17 protein-coding genes are annotated in these 14,312 nt (G+C 65.3%); 5 read left to right on the top strand and 12 right to left on the bottom strand.

Annotation, left to right across the window (positions count from 1 at the left end; all coding sequences use genetic code 11):
* Positions 1-4 precede the first annotated feature (4 nt).
* Positions 5-826 carry an ABC transporter permease gene (locus CQW49_RS19320; protein ID WP_003612556.1) on the top strand — a complete coding sequence of 274 codons (822 nt, stop codon included), beginning with the start codon at positions 5-7 and terminating at the stop codon, positions 824-826.
* 202 nt (positions 827-1,028) lie between these two features.
* On the opposite strand, the gene CQW49_RS19315 is transcribed toward CQW49_RS19320, so the two are convergent.
* From CQW49_RS19315 to CQW49_RS19275, 9 genes are all read right to left on the bottom strand, one after another.
* The gene (locus CQW49_RS19315; RefSeq protein WP_003612557.1) at positions 1,029-1,886 is read right to left on the bottom strand and encodes a hypothetical protein; all 858 of its coding nucleotides are present in this window, start codon (positions 1,884-1,886) and stop codon (positions 1,029-1,031) included.
* 65 nt (positions 1,887-1,951) lie between these two features.
* Entirely contained in the window at positions 1,952-2,479 is a 528-nt protein-coding gene (gene infC / locus CQW49_RS19310) for a translation initiation factor IF-3 (protein WP_003612558.1), read from the bottom strand.
* A 284-nt stretch (positions 2,480-2,763) separates the two neighbouring features.
* Positions 2,764-2,997 (bottom strand): FmdB family zinc ribbon protein, encoded by a 234-nt coding sequence (locus tag CQW49_RS19305; RefSeq protein WP_003612559.1) that lies wholly within the window; start codon positions 2,995-2,997, stop codon positions 2,764-2,766.
* Between the two features lie 70 nt (positions 2,998-3,067).
* A complete protein-coding gene (locus CQW49_RS19300; RefSeq protein ID WP_003612561.1) occupies positions 3,068-3,367 on the bottom strand; it encodes a DUF6156 family protein in 300 nt (99 codons plus the stop codon).
* Positions 3,368-4,131: 764 nt separating this feature from the next.
* The gene (locus tag CQW49_RS19295; RefSeq protein WP_003612562.1) at positions 4,132-4,608 is read right to left on the bottom strand and encodes a F0F1 ATP synthase subunit B family protein; all 477 of its coding nucleotides are present in this window, start codon (positions 4,606-4,608) and stop codon (positions 4,132-4,134) included.
* A 15-nt stretch (positions 4,609-4,623) separates the two neighbouring features.
* The gene (locus CQW49_RS19290) at positions 4,624-5,208 is read right to left on the bottom strand and encodes a F0F1 ATP synthase subunit B family protein (RefSeq protein WP_003612563.1); all 585 of its coding nucleotides are present in this window, start codon (positions 5,206-5,208) and stop codon (positions 4,624-4,626) included.
* A gap of 76 nt (positions 5,209-5,284) precedes the next feature.
* Positions 5,285-5,512: a F0F1 ATP synthase subunit C gene (locus tag CQW49_RS19285; protein WP_003612564.1), complete on the bottom strand. Its 228-nt coding sequence runs from the start codon at positions 5,510-5,512 to the stop codon at positions 5,285-5,287.
* 49 nt (positions 5,513-5,561) lie between these two features.
* Positions 5,562-6,302 carry a F0F1 ATP synthase subunit A gene (locus tag CQW49_RS19280; protein ID WP_003612565.1) on the bottom strand — a complete coding sequence of 247 codons (741 nt, stop codon included), beginning with the start codon at positions 6,300-6,302 and terminating at the stop codon, positions 5,562-5,564.
* A 66-nt stretch (positions 6,303-6,368) separates the two neighbouring features.
* Complete coding sequence (locus CQW49_RS19275) at positions 6,369-6,710, bottom strand: AtpZ/AtpI family protein (protein ID WP_003612566.1); 342 nt, start codon at positions 6,708-6,710, stop codon at positions 6,369-6,371.
* A gap of 391 nt (positions 6,711-7,101) precedes the next feature.
* Here CQW49_RS19275 and CQW49_RS19270 point away from each other — a divergent pair, with 391 nt between their 5' ends.
* The gene (locus CQW49_RS19270) at positions 7,102-7,470 is read left to right on the top strand and encodes a YXWGXW repeat-containing protein (protein WP_003612567.1); all 369 of its coding nucleotides are present in this window, start codon (positions 7,102-7,104) and stop codon (positions 7,468-7,470) included.
* Between the two features lie 99 nt (positions 7,471-7,569).
* Here CQW49_RS19270 and amoC read toward each other — a convergent pair whose 3' ends face one another.
* Entirely contained in the window at positions 7,570-8,346 is a 777-nt protein-coding gene (amoC, locus tag CQW49_RS19265; RefSeq protein WP_003612568.1) for a bacterial ammonia monooxygenase, subunit AmoC, read from the bottom strand.
* Between the two features lie 297 nt (positions 8,347-8,643).
* Between amoC and CQW49_RS19260 the strand changes: the two genes are divergently transcribed.
* A complete protein-coding gene (locus tag CQW49_RS19260) occupies positions 8,644-9,567 on the top strand; it encodes a LysR family transcriptional regulator (protein ID WP_003612569.1) in 924 nt (307 codons plus the stop codon).
* 4 nt (positions 9,568-9,571) lie between these two features.
* Here the strand turns inward: CQW49_RS19260 and CQW49_RS19255 are convergent, their stop codons facing one another.
* On the bottom strand, positions 9,572-10,186 hold the full coding sequence (locus CQW49_RS19255; RefSeq protein WP_003612571.1) for a response regulator transcription factor: 615 nt from the start codon (positions 10,184-10,186) through the stop codon (positions 9,572-9,574).
* Positions 10,187-10,281: 95 nt separating this feature from the next.
* On the opposite strand from CQW49_RS19255, the gene CQW49_RS19250 reads away from it, so the two are divergent.
* Both CQW49_RS19250 and hemA read left to right on the top strand, forming a co-directional pair.
* Entirely contained in the window at positions 10,282-11,616 is a 1,335-nt protein-coding gene (locus CQW49_RS19250) for a histidine kinase (RefSeq protein WP_003612573.1), read from the top strand.
* A 214-nt stretch (positions 11,617-11,830) separates the two neighbouring features.
* Positions 11,831-13,117 (top strand): 5-aminolevulinate synthase, encoded by a 1,287-nt coding sequence (gene hemA, locus CQW49_RS19240; protein ID WP_003612574.1) that lies wholly within the window; start codon positions 11,831-11,833, stop codon positions 13,115-13,117.
* A 280-nt stretch (positions 13,118-13,397) separates the two neighbouring features.
* Here the strand turns inward: hemA and purC are convergent, their stop codons facing one another.
* Complete coding sequence (gene purC, locus CQW49_RS19235) at positions 13,398-14,192, bottom strand: phosphoribosylaminoimidazolesuccinocarboxamide synthase (protein ID WP_003612575.1); 795 nt, start codon at positions 14,190-14,192, stop codon at positions 13,398-13,400.
* Positions 14,193-14,312: the final 120 nt, after the last annotated feature.

Below are 14,312 nucleotides of genomic sequence, written 5' to 3'. Positions count from 1 at the left end.
CCCTATGACGACAGCGACCGGCTTCACCGCCCGCCAATATGCGATCTGTCTTGCCGGAATCGTCTGGCGCGAGGCGCTGCGTTTCCTGCATCAGCGCGAGCGCTTCGTCTCGGCGCTGGTGCGCCCGCTCGTCTGGCTATTCATCTTCGCCGCTGGCTTTCGCCAGGTGCTCGGCGTCTCGATCATCCCGCCCTATGAGACCTATGTGCTCTATGACGTCTATATCACGCCCGGGCTGATGGCGATGATCCAGCTGTTCAACGGCATGCAATCATCGCTGTCGATGGTCTACGACCGCGAGATGGGCAATATGCGCACGCTGCTGGTCTCGCCCTTCCCGCGCTGGTTTCTCCTCGGGTCGAAGCTCGTCGCCGGCGTCGCGGTGTCGATCCTGCAGGTCTACGCCTATCTGCTGATCGCCTATTTCTGGGAGATCGAGCCGCCGACGCCGCTCGGCTATCTCACCGTGCTGCCGGCGCTCGTTCTCTCGGGGCTGATGTTCGGCGCGCTCGGCATGCTGCTGTCGTCGGCGATCAAGCAGCTCGAGAATTTCGCCGGGGTGATGAATTTCGTCATCTTCCCGATGTTCTTCGCCTCTTCCGCGCTCTATCCGTTGTGGCGCGTGCAGGAATCGAGCCCCCTGCTCTACCGCATCTGTCAGGCCAATCCCTTCACTCATGCGGTGGAGCTGATCCGCTTCTCCTTCTACGAGAAGATCGCCTGGGACTCGCTCGGCCTCGTCCTCGCCTTCACCACGGTCTTCGCCGCCGGCGCGCTCATCGCCTATGATCCGGCGAAAGGAATGCTGATGCGCAAGGGGGGGTGACAGATCACCAAGGCGATCGCATAAAGGACTACAGTCCTGCCATCCTCGTTCTGAGGAGTCCGCAAAGCGGGCGTCTCGGAGGACGGCAACGGCGACAAAACCTTTGATTGCGTTCCGCGGCCGTCCTTCGAGACGCCGCCTACGGGCGGCTCCTCGAGACGCGGGTTAGGGGATCTATCCTTCACCCGATCGCCTGGAGAGATCACCGCTTCTTCTTGCCGCCGGTCTCCGCGGTCTTGAAGCTGTCCGCCAGTTGCGAGGCGAGAATGAGCGCGCGCGCCTCGGTCACTCGCAGCGCGCAATAGCCGAAATCCGCTTCGGAGACATAGGCGCGGCAAATCTCCTCGCGACGCGCCGAAAAGCCGGCCTGCTCGCGCACCAGCTCCTTGCGCGAGGCTTTATCGGATTTGATCTTGGCGTAGAGCGCCTTGAAGTCGTTCCGCATCTTCTGCTCGACGCGCGCCCGCAGCGTCAGCATGTCCTTCGCCTTCTTGGGGTCGAGCTCGTTCTCCCCCATGCCCCACAGTCCATTGGGATCGGCGCGGCAATCCGCCTGTTTCAGCACGCAGGCCTTGCCGTCGTTGCTCACCAGGATCGCGCCGTCCAGCGCGTCGAAAGTGAAAGGGCAGGCCGGAAAGTCCACCTCGTAGCGGCGCAGGCCGCTCTGCGTGCTCCGCATGGTGAGCCGCAAGCGCTCGACGACCTCTATGCGGCAGGCCTCCCCCGATCGCGATAGGCGATCGCCGGTGAGCGCGAGGCGGACGACCTCGAGCCCCTCGCCCTGCCGCTGCAGCTCGATGGCGCTGCGCGTGCCGTCGAGATAGAGCGCGTGGCCGACAATCGTGTCCTCGCTCGGCGGCTTGGGCGCGATGGGAGCGACCGGCCCGGAGGCGGCGGCGCGCGGACGCGACTTTCCACCCTCCATCGGCGCAGCGACGGAGCCCGCAGGCGCAGGCGCGATCGCTCCCGGCAGGGCGAGCTGCGCGCGGGCGCCGGAGAGAGCGAAAGCCGTCGCGAGGCCCGAGCCGAATCCGATGGCGCGAAGAAGCGGTCTGGACATGAAAGCAACAAAGCCGAAACATGAGGTCTCGGCAAGTGCGTACCGAGACCTTCTCGAAACGAGGCTCACCGCGGCGCGAGCACCATGATCATCTGGCGCCCTTCCATCGAGGGTTCGAGCTCGACCTTGGCGATATTGGCCGTCTCCGCCTTGACGCGCGTCATGAGGCGATAGCCGATATCTTGATGGGCGATCTCGCGGCCGCGGAAGCGCAAGGTGACCTTGACCTTGTCTCCTTCCTCGAAGAAGCGCTGAACCGCCTTCATCTTCACTTCATAGTCGTGCTCGTCGATGCCGGGACGCAGCTTGATCTCCTTGACCTCGACGATTTTCTGCTTCTTTCGGGCCTCGGCGGCCTTTTTCTGCTCGAGAAATCGAAATTTTCCATAATCGAGGAGTTTACAGACCGGGGGCTCGGAGTTGGGCGCAATCTCGACGAGATCGAGGCCCGCCGCCTCGGCGCGCGACAGCGCGTCCAGAAGCGGGATCGCTCCGTGATTCTTGCCTTCGGCGTCGATCAATTGCACATCGCGCGCGCGAATCTCCCTGTTGATGCGCGGGCCTTCCTTTTGCGGGGCCGCGGTGCTCTTCATTGGACGGCGAATGGATGTTCTCCTTTGACGAAACCGGTGGGACGTGACGAAACCGGTGGAAGTGGCGAGACGAGCCGGGAGGATCGCCGTCGAGCGAGCGGCAAAAGCCGCTCGCGCCCCGAAGGAGCCCCTCGGCGGCGGATCAGTGCGAGTAAAAGAATCTCACTCTCTTCGTCGAAGTCAACAGCCGAAATCGCGGAAGCCCCGGAATTTCCGCTTGGCGCGGCCGCGGCTCCTGCCCGATCGGGCGATGTTGCCGACTGCGCGCGCCAAGAGCGCGGCGGTCAGCCGCAATCGGAAAAGGCCGGGCAGCCGGCGCCGCAGCCCCCAGGCCCGTCCATTGACGCGCAAGGCGCCTCGGCCATAGCGCCTCCGCCGGAAGCGGGCTTGGCGATCACGGACAGCTGGCGCGTCAAATCGGCGCCGCCGCAGGCGGGGCATTGCGGAACGTCGTCGGAGCGCACAAGCGTCTCGAAGCCATGTCCACAGGAATCGCAGCTATAGGCATAGAGCGGCATGAAATCCTCTTTCGTGGAAGGTTGCCCGCTATGTGGCCGAAGCCGGCCGAGCGCCGGTCCGCCCGAATCGTCACGCTCTCATTTGCTTGCCGTTCTCGTCGAACAGGACCTCGGTCTCATCTTCGCCGAGCACGATCACCGCGCGGGCGAGCCCGCCCTCCGCCCGATATTCATAGGCGTGGCTGAGCTCGACCTCGCCATAGACGAGCTTTTCGGCCAACAGCAGCCGGTCGGCGTCATCATAGCGCGCCCGGAAATAGGTGTTGCGGTTATTGAGGTCGTTCGCCGCGAGCGGCGACACCAGATTGAGCGGCAGGCTGACGCCGCTGTAGGTGAGAAAATAGCGATAATCGCCTTCGTCGTTGCTCATGCGTTCCCCCTCGGATCGCCGCGTCTTCGCGCGGCGGCGTCGTCTTCGCTAGCGCGGCGCGCCGCGGAAGAAAAGCCTTTGTGAGCCCTCCGGCCCAACGAAGGAGGGCGGATGAGACGCCGCGCCGCGCTCTCTCGAAAGCCGCTTGACGAATTCACGAATCGGGATCAGCATTCACCTATCGCGACTGAACGGGCCGCGGGGTGTAAGGCGAATGACGCCGGCCTCGCGGAGACCCGACCGAGCGGGACCTCGGGGGAACGCGATGGTGCGGATCGACGCGAGCAATCACGCCGGTCGATATCATGCGAAACTTGCGAGAGGAGCATGACGCCACCGGGTCAGAACGATTGACCTCACTGGAGGTCGAAGGCGCAGCGAAGAAATCGAGCGCTGATTTCGGAGCACGCCAAATTCCTGATATCCGACGGAGAGCTACACGCGAAGGCCAAGCGCAACGCTCTCCGTAAATCCCTTCTGGAGCTTCCCAGACTTTTCGCTACAGGCGAAAATATCCGGCCCCGCGAGCCTCAGCGCTCCGGGGCCTTCATGCATTTGAACCAAGCGAAAATATCTCTTGATGCATCCCAGCGAAAGGTTCGTCATTGCGAGCGAAGCGAAGCAATCCAGAGCCGTGAGGCGACATCTTCCGATATTTCGCGGCGGCTCTGATTTTCCTTCGTCGCTTCGCTCCTCGCAATGACGCTCCCCCGATTGGTCGTAGGCCTTCCCCCGCCAGGAGCGCGGGAGAAGGCGAAACCCGCTCAATGCGCCAGCGACTTCACATCCTTGATGCCGGCGGAGACGAAATCCGTCCCGGCGACGCCCTTGCGGAGCACGGCCTCGGCGATCTTCACCGCGGCTTCGGCGGCGCTGGCGCGCACCTCGGCGGCGGCCTGAGCCTCGGCCTGGGCGATCTTGTCCTCGACCTGCTTGGTGCGACGAGTCACGAATTCCTCGAGGCGCTGGCGCGCTTCCTGAGCGAGCATCTCGGCCTCGCTCTTCGCCTGAGCGACGATGGCCTTGGCTTCGGCCTCGGCCTCCTCGCGCTTCTTCTCGAAGGAGGCGAGCAGGATCTCCGCCTCCGAGCGCAGGCGCTCGGCCTCGGCGAGCTCGCTCTTGATGCGATGCACGCGCGAATCGAGCGCGGCTCCCAGCTTCCTATGCGCGCCGACCCAGAAGAGCACGACGACGAAAATGCCGAAACCGACGGCGACGAAGAGTTCAGCGTCGAAATGCATGGGTTAAGACTTTCCTCAGCTCGCCTTGATGATCTGGAACTCGCCGCGCAGCGTATCGGCGGCGATGCGCGCGCCGGTCAGCTTCTCGAGGATCGATCCCGCCGCCTCGGTGGCGATCTCTTCGACATGCGACAGAGCCTGCGCCTTGGCGGCGGAGATCTGCGCGTCGGCCTCGGCCAGCTTCTTGGCGAATTCGGCCTCCTGCGCGGAGCGACGCGTCTGCGTCTCGCTGGCGGCCTGCTGCTGCGCGTCGCGGCCGATCGCCTGCGCCTGGGCCTTGGTGGCGCGCAAGGTCTCGTCATGCTCGGCGGCGGCGGCCTGCGCCTTCGTCTGCAGCTCGCGCGAGGCGGAGAGGTTGCTCTCGATGCGGCTCTCGCGGTCGCTGAGGATCGAGCCGATGCGCGGCAAAGCGATGCGCGACATCAGCACATAGAGCAGGCCGAAGATCAGCGCGAGCCACACCAGCTGCGGGGCGAAATTATTGACGTCGAACGGCGGAAAGTCGCCCCCGCCGTGATGCTCGACGGTTCCCTGCGTGGCGCCATGCGCCGGGGATTCGTGCGCCGCTTCCTCGGCGGCGGCGAGAACGATATTCGCCATGTCGGCTCCGAAACTTGTGTCGATCTGCGCGGACGGAACGAAGGCCCGGTCGTTGCGGCCGGGCCTTCGTATGCGATTACTTCAGGTAGAGCAGGATCGCGATCAGGAACGCGAAGATGCCGAGACCTTCGGCGAGCGCCGCGCCGATGATGGCGTTGGTGAACTGGCCGGCGGCGGCCGACGGATTGCGCAGCGCGCCGTTCACGAAATTGCCGAAGATGATGCCGACGCCGATCGCGGCGGCGCCCGTGCCGATGGCGGCGAGGCCCGCGCCGATCAGCTGGAAGGAAGACGCATCAGCCATTGTAGAACTCCTGCTCTTTTGAGGGCGACCATTTATTGTTGGATATTTATCAGTGGCCCGGGTGAATCGCGTCGTTGAGATAGACGCAAGTGAGGACGGCGAAGACGAACGCCTGAAGACAATTGACCAGCAGCTCCAGCGCATACATGGCGACGACCGCCAGCACCGGAATGGGCGACAGCACCGACCACGCGCCCGCGCCGATCAGCATCACCGCGAAGCCGCCGAACACGGCGAGCGTGATATGGCCCGCGAGAATATTGGCGAAGAGACGAACCGACAGCGAGATCGGCCGCGACAGGAAGGAGATGATCTCGATCGGGATCAGCACCACCAGCACCGGCGCCGGCACGCCATGCGGCACGAACAGCTTCAGGAAGCCGAATCCGTGGCGATAGAGCCCATAGAGCACGACGAGCGTGATGACGACGGCCGCGAAGGCGAAAGTGATGACGATCTGGCTCGACAGCGAGAAGGTATAGGGAACGAGGCCGATCAGATTCGACATCAGGATGAAGGTGAACAGCGTGAACACGAAGGGGAAGAAGCGCATCCCCTCCTTGCCCGCGGTCTGCCGCACGGTGTTGGCGACGAATTCATAGAGCGCCTCGGCCGCCGCCTGGCCGCGACCCGGCACCAGCGCGCGTTTGGAGGTGGCGACCATCGTCAGCAGAATGGCCGCGAGCGCCGCGAGCAGCATATAGAGAGCGGAATTGGTGAAGGAGACGTCGACGCCGCCGATGTAATACGGCGCAATGCGTTGGAGCTCGAACTGCTCGATAGGATTCATCGCCTGTCCCGGACGTGCGTCCGGCCCTTCGTCTCCGCGGAGCCGAAGGAGTCGGCCCGCCTGTTGTCACCCGCCGCCCCCCGCCCCTTTCGGCGGCGAGAGACGAAACACATTCCAGAACCCCGCCGCGACTCCGAGCCCCAGGAACAGGACCAGCAACCACGGCTTCGTGCCGAGCCAGACGTCCGCCTGCCAGCCGATGAGCGCGCCGACGAGGATCGCCGCCACGAATTCCGAAAGGACGGTGAAGCCGACGCTCATCGCCCGCCCGAACGACCCGCCGATCTGCAAGCCGCCGCCGGACGTCTGCTCGCGTCGATCCTCCTCCTGCTTGCGCAACGCGGCCTGGAGCTGCTCCAGACGGGCGCGAAGCTCGGCGTCGCTCACATTTTTCTCGGCGTCTCTCATCGGCTATCTCCCCGCGCGGTCCAGCATATGCGCGAGCTTCATAGATGATCGCCGAGAAACGCCCGGACAGGGGCGACGGAAGGGAATTCGACGCGATGCGAAACAGGCCGTGCGGCCAACTCGTTCGAGCCGCGCGCAACATATGGGCAGCGCCAGTTCGTGTCAAGACGCCGCTGCGACTTCCTAATATCTGTAAAATAACGAATTTTTCGATGTTGTTCAAATCTCGGGCGCCGGATTCTCTCGCGGTTGCGAAAGAGATCGCCGGCGCGGCGGCGCCTACCCGAAGCGAAGCGGTTCATCGACGGTTCAGTCGAGCCCCGCTTTATTACGAACCGTTCGTCGCAACGGTCGAGTGCGTCGGACAACCGAGATTACCGGAGAGCAGATCATGTTGCATTATAGGAGATGGGTCGTCGGGCTCTCGCTCGCGGCGGCCATCGTCGCTTCGAGCGCCGCGGGAGTCGCGCAGGCGCAAGCCGTGCTCGTCGAGCGAGCGATGCCGGCGCCGCTCGCCGAGGCGGCGCCCCCACCCCCGCGCGTCGGCGTCGCCTGGGTTCCCGGCCACTGGGTCTGGCGCGGCAATGAATGGTTCTGGGCGCGGGGACATTATGTCGAAGGCGTCGTGCCGGCGATGCCGGCGGCCATGATGGAAGCGCCGCCGCCACGTCCCTCGCCGGCGCATTTCTGGGTGCGCGGGCATTGGGGTTGGGAGAGCGGGCGCTGGAATTGGCGTCCAGGACTCTGGTTTCATCCCTGACGCGGCGCCGAGCCGGCGCGCGGTCATCGTCCTTCCGGCGTCTCTCCGGAAGGACGACTCGGCTCTCGAAACCCTGGGAGCAATCGGGGTATCGGAGCGTCAGCCGATGACAGCCTGCACGCCGTCCTCACCGAGCAGCGCCTTGATGCGCATCAAGAGTTGCAGCACGACGCCGAACACGCCGAGCGCCATCCAGCCGAAGAACACGAAGCCCCAGTGCAGCGGCGCGACGAACAGCTCCTCCATGAACCAGAAGGTATGCCCCCATTCGTTGAGGCCGACATTCGGAATGATCATGAAGGGGCCGATGGCGACGATGAGATAGGCCAGCGAATAGCCCTTGGCGAAATAGGGGATGCGCGTCTTGGCGTGGAAGAAGGCGCCGACCGCCATGATCGAGTAGATCGGATAGCTCATATAGAACTCGATGATGTGCGACGGCGTGAAGTCGGTGTCGCGGATCACCGTCATGTGCCAGGTGCCATCCTGCTCGGTGAAGAAGCTCGCGCCCCAATAGATGGCGATGGCGTAGATCGTCAGCCATTTGACATTGTCGACGAGCGCCCGCATCTCCTGGCGCGGCGTCACGGCGGACATGTCGCGCACGCGCGTCTTCCACAGCCAGCCGGCGAGAGCGAGGCCGCTGACGAGCTCCAGCGGGATCTCGGTCCACAGGATCGAGAGCCAATAGGTCTGGAACTCGGGCGCAAAGGAATCGAGGCCGGCGCGCCAGCCATAGATCTGCTCATAGATGCGCACGATCAGATAGAAGGTGCAGAGCGCGGCCGCGCCCATCCATAAGGGCTTCATATCGACGATGACCTCGGCGTCGTCCGCCGCTTTCGCCCGGCCGGCGGCTTCTGTCGTGAGACTCATGTTTCTCTCCTCGTTGCCTTCAAGAGGGCTGCGCGCCTCTTCCAAGAAGCGCCCGAGAAGGGGTAAGGTCGTCTCATCGCTGCGTAAAATGCATAGTTTTCATTGGGCTATCGAAACTTTTCAGTGGCCCGGCGTCTGTCGTTCTGGCGCCATGCGGACGCGCGAGCCTAGAGCGCTTTCCGATCGAACGGAATTGTTCGATCGATCAGAATTCGCTCGAACGAAAGACTGCTGGAGCGCTATCCGATCCGATTGGATCGGATAGCGCTCCAGCCTCGCGGACAATGGTGGAGCGACATGACCGAGCTGCGCAATTTCGATCTCAATCTGCTGGTGGCGTTCAATTTTCTGCTCGAGGAGCGCAGCGTCTCGCGCGCCGCGCAGAAGATGTTCATCAGCCAGTCGGCGATGAGCCATGTGCTGCAGCGCTTGCGCCAGCAGCTCGACGATCCGGTGCTGGTCAAAACGCCGCAGGGCATGCGGCCGACGCCGCGCGCGCTCTCGCTGGTCGAGCCCATAGCGGCGCTGCTCGCCGAGGTCGAGCAGGTGCTGCGCAGCTCCAAGGAGTTCTCGCCGGCGACGACGCAGCGCCGCTTCACCATCGCCACCAATGATTATGTGGAGTTCTGCCTGCTGCCGCCGCTGATGCAGGTCGTCGGACTGGAAGCGCCCAATATCGAGATTCATCTCGTGCAGACGCAGGGCTCGCTGGGTCAGGCGGCCGAGGCGGCGGATGTCGATCTCGTCATCGGCTTCGACGTGATCCTCGATCAGGCGCCCTATCTGAACCGCGAGCGCCTCTACACGGACCGCATCGTCTCGCTGGTGCGGCGCGGACATCCGGATTTTTCCCACGGCGAGGTCTCGCTCGAGCGCTTCATCGCCGCCAAGCACATGCTGATGTCGCGGCGCGAGGCCGGCACCGGCCTCATCGACGATTGGCTGGAGGCGCGCGGCCTCGCGAGAAAGGTCTCGCTGGTCGTGCCCAATTTCCTCTCGGCTCCGTGGATCGTCGCCAATACCGATCTCGTGTTCTCGCTGCCGCTGCGCATCGCCGAGCATTTCGTGCGGATCGCGCCGCTCGAGATCGTGCCGATTCCGATCGAGTTCCCGACCTATGACCTGTTGATGGTGTGGCATTCGCTGCAGGACAAGGAACCCGCCCACGCCTGGCTGCGCCGAACCATCGTCGACATCTGCCGCAAGGTCGCGCCGGAATGAACGCTCACGAGAGCCGCTGCTCGATCGCGATGCGGACCAGATCCATCGGCGTGCGCGCGCCGAGCTTGCGCTTCAAGAGCGAGCAGCTGTTGGCGATGGTCTTATAGGAGACATGCGCCGCCTCGGCGATCTCGCTCAGGCTGAGCCCCTTGCCCAGCATGCGCAAAATCTCCAGCTCGCGCGCGCTCAAGCCCGCGAGCGGATCGGCGAGCGTCTTGTCGAAGGCCAGTCGATTGGCCATGCGCGGCATCAGGAACAGGCCGCCGGCGGCGACCTCGCGCAGCGCCTTCAGCAGCAGAAAGGGATCGTCGTTCTTGGCGACATAGCCGCGCGCCCCGGCCTCGATCGCGCGCGCCGCGAAGATCGGGTCATCGTTCATCGAGAACACGACGACGCGCGCCTGGGCGTCATGCCGCAGAATGCGCCGCGTCAGCTCGAAGCCGGAGGCGCCGGGCAGATTGATGTCGACGACGGTCACATCGGGCCGCCAATCGAGAAAGGCGGCGAGGCCGCTGTCGGCGTCGCCGGCGTCGCGCGATTCGATGTCGCCCTCGGCCGCGAGAATGGCGGCGCAGCCGGAGACGATGATCGGATGATCGTCGACGATCAAAACGCGCATGACGGCGAGCCGCCTCCTTTGGGCGCGTCGATCGCGAGCGCCGGGACGGATCGTCCCTTACGGAAAAGCGGCGCAGCTTGTAAAGCTCGCGGCCGATGTTCCGCTCTCTTTCGCTCCGCGCCCGCCTCCTCGCTCTGCTCGGCGCCGCGCTCGCCGCGGGCCTTTGCGTCGGCGTTGGCCTGCTGATGCTGCACGCCGCCCAGCGCGTGCGCGCCGAATCCGACAGCACTGCGCGGCTGGCGCGGGAGTTCGCCGGCACGGCGCTCGCGAGCCTCCAGGAGTCCGAGGACCCCGTCGCCGCGCTGCGCCGCCTGTTGGCGGAGGTCGAGCAGCTGCGCCATATCCGCATCTACATGGCGGACGCGGGCGCTCCCGCGACGGCGGAGCAGCCGCGGCGCGCGCCGGCCTGGTTCGCAGCTCTCGTCGCTGCGCCGCCGAGCGTCACCCGCATGACGCTCGGGCGGGGGCGGCCGGACGGCGAGCTCGTCCTCGCCGCCGACCCCGGCGACGAGATCGACGAGATTTGGAGCGAGGTCGCGGCGCTGGCGCTCGGCGCGCTCGGCCTCGCGCTCGCCGGCTTCGCCATCGTGTCGCTGGCGGTGGGACGGGCGCTGTCGCCGGTCTCGGCGCTCGGCGAGGCGCTGGAGCGGCTGCGCGTCGGCGAGCGCTCGCTGCGTGTTCCCGTCGGCGGCGCGCCGGAATTCGTCGCCATCGCCGAGCGCGTCGAGCAGCTCGCCGAAACGCTCGCCCGGCTCGACGAGGAGAATCGCGCGCTGATCGACCGCCTTCTCCACGTGCAGGACGAGGAAAGGCGCGACATCGCCCGCGACCTCCACGACGAGATCGGTCCCTTCCTCTTCGCCATTCGCGCCGGCCTCTGCGCCCTCGCCCGCCGGCTCGACGACGACCGCCGCGCCGATTGCGCGCGCATCGAAGAGCAGATCGCGGCGCTGCAGCAGGTCAACCGGCGCATTCTCGCGCGGCTGCGGCCGGCGGCGCTCGAGGAGCTGGGCCTCGCCGGCGCGCTGGAGGCGCTGGCGAGCGGCTGGCGGGAGCGACGTCCCGAGGTGGCGATCCACCTCCTCTGCCGCGCCGACGCGGCGCTCGACGAGACGACGGCGCTCACCGCCTATCGCATCGCGCAGGAAGGGCTGACCAATGTGTTCCGCCATGCGCGCGCGACGCGCGTCGATGTGACGGTCGAGACGCAAATGTCGGACGGGCGGCCGGAATTGCGCATCGCTGTCCGCGACGACGGCGCCGGCCTCGACGCTGCGGCGCAGCAGGGCATGGGCCTGCGCGGCATGGGTTTGCGTGGAATGGGCGAGCGCGTCGCGGCGCTCGGCGGGCGTTTGACGTTTCGCCCCGCCGAGCCGCGCGGCGCGGCGCTCGAAGCGCGCCTCCCGCTCTCAGCGCGCGCGCCGGCATGATTTATGCCGCGGCGCAGCACGGGCGCCGCGGCGCCGCGGAGATTTGCGGCCGTTTCGTGACTTCTGCTCGGCGCGACGATCTGCCCCTCGCCAAGCCGAGGCGGATGGTTTATGTAGCAAAACGCACAAAGCGGAAGCAGCGCGGCGATAGCGCTGAAACCGCGAGGGGCGAGAGTTCCTAGTCTCCCCGTACAGCGGCATGAAGGACTGTCACATGGATTACCGGCGCTTTTTCGAGACGGCGATCACACGTCTCCAGGACGAGCGCCGTTACCGAGTCTTCGCCCATCTCGAACGCTGCGTCGAATGCTTCCCGCGCGCGCTCTGGCACCGGGACGACGGCACGACGCAGGATGTGACGATCTGGTGCTCCAATGATTATCTCGGCATGGGCCAGCACCCCGAGGTGATCGCCGCTATGGTCGACACCGCCGCGCGCGTCGGCGCCGGCTCGGGCGGCACGCGCAACATCTCCGGCACCAGCCATGCGATCGTCGAGCTGGAGAGCGAGCTCGCCGACCTGCACGGCAAGGAGGCGGCGCTCGTCTTCACCTCGGGATGGATTTCCAATCTCGCGGCGATCTCCACGATCGCCGATCTTCTGCCCGACTGTCTCATCCTCTCCGACGCCTCCAATCACAATTCGATGATCGAGGGCGTCAAGCGCTCGCGCGCCGAGCGCAAGATCTTCCGCCACAACGACCTCGGCCATCTCGAGGAGCTGCTCGCCGCGGCCGGCGCGCGGCCCAAGCTCATCGTCTTCGAGAGCCTCTATTCGATGAACGGCAATATCGCGCCGGTCGCCGAGATCGCCGCGCTCGCCGAGCGTTATGGCGCGATGACCTATATCGACGAGGTTCATGCGGTCGGCATGTATGGCGCGCGCGGCGGCGGCGTTTGCGAGCAGGCCGGCGTGATGGACCGTATCGATGTGATCGAGGGCACGCTGGCCAAGGGCTTCGGCACGCTCGGCGGCTATATCGCCGGCGATCGCGTCATCATCGACGCGATCCGCAGCTATGCGGCGTCCTTCATCTTCACCACAGCTCTGCCGCCGGCGGTCGCCGCGGCGGCGACCGCCGCTGTGCGCCTCTTGAAGACGCGCCCCGATCTGCGCGCCGCGCATCAGCGCGCCACCCATATCACCAAGCACGCGCTCGGCGCCGCGGGCCTGCCGGTGCTGGAGAACGGCTCGCATATCGTGCCGGTGATGGTGCGCGAGGCGGAGCTGTGCAAGGCCGCGAGCGACATGCTGCTCGAGCGGCACGGCATCTATATTCAGCCGATCAATTATCCGACGGTCGCACGCGGGACGGAGCGTCTGCGCATCACGCCGACGCCCTGCCATACGGGCGAGCATATCGTCACGCTGGTCGAAGCGATGGTCGATGTCTGGAACACGCTCGGCATCGCCTTCGTCGAGCCGCCGCAGCATCTCCACGTCGATCCCGAGAGCCGCGAGCGCTGTACCTATCCCGAGATCAAGCTCGCCGCGCAATAATCCGCAAACGGAGCCTGTTAGCGCGCTCCTTCTCCCGCTTTGGCGGGAGAAGGTGGCCCGACGAAGTCGGGTCGGATGAGGATGCGTTGCGATTTTGCGCGGTGAATGCGGAAGCGAGCCTGAAGGCTCGCAAATCCGCGCTTTGACCGCGGGCCTTCAGGCTCCCGTCAATTTCGGTGAAGCAATCCACTAAACCCGAGGCGCCCTCATCCGACCTCGCTTCGCGAGGCCACCTTCTCCCGCAAGCGGGAGAAGGAAGCGCGCTCGATCTTTCCGCCTTTTATTGTACCAGCTTGGGCTGGCTCGGGCGCGGCGCCTCGTTCTCTTGCAGAATGCCGAGGCGGCGCGCCACTTCCGTATAGGCCTCGACGAGGCCGCCCATGTCGCGGCGGAAGCGGTCCTTGTCCAGCTTGTCGTTGGACTTGATGTCCCACAGCCGGCAAGAATCGGGAGAAATCTCGTCGGCGACGACGATGCGCATCATGTCGCCTTCCCAGAGTCGTCCGCATTCCATTTTGAAGTCGACGAGGCGAATGCCGACGCCGAGGAAGAGGCCGGAGAGGAAGTCGTTGACGCGAATGGCCAGCGCCATGATGTCGTCGATCTCCTGCGGAGTCGCCCAGCCGAAGGCGGTGATATGCTCCTCGGAGACCATCGGATCGTCGAGCGCGTCGTTCTTGTAATAGAACTCGATGATGGAGCGCGGCAGCTGCGTGCCTTCCTCCATGCCGAGGCGCTTCGACAGCGAGCCGGCGGCGACATTGCGCACCACCACCTCGAGCGGAACGATCTCGACCTCACGAATCAGCTGCTCGCGCATATTGAGCCGGCGGATGAAATGCGTCGGCACGCCGATGTCGTTGAGATGCTGGAAGATGAATTCCGAGATGCGGTTGTTGAGCACGCCCTTCCCGTCGATCACCTCGTGCTTCTTGGCGTTGAAGGCGGTGGCGTCGTCCTTGAAGTGCTGGATCAAGGTTCCGGGCTCGGGCCCCTCATAGAGGACCTTGGCCTTGCCCTCGTAAATGCGGCGACGGCGGTTCATGGGGATCAACCGGGGCTTGAGAAAGTCCATCTGTCGGGCCGTGGCTCCCTCGGTTCGGCTCTCGGCGGCGTCGCCGGCCCGCCTTGCGGCGGTAGGACGTCGACCCGGAGCGGCGTTCGCAGCGGCCGCGGATGGAACGGGGTCCTATCC

It is taken from the genome of Methylosinus trichosporium OB3b, assembly GCF_002752655.1.
GTDB lineage: Bacteria > Pseudomonadota > Alphaproteobacteria > Rhizobiales > Beijerinckiaceae > Methylosinus > Methylosinus trichosporium.
This window is presented reverse-complemented; position numbering and strand designations above follow the sequence as displayed.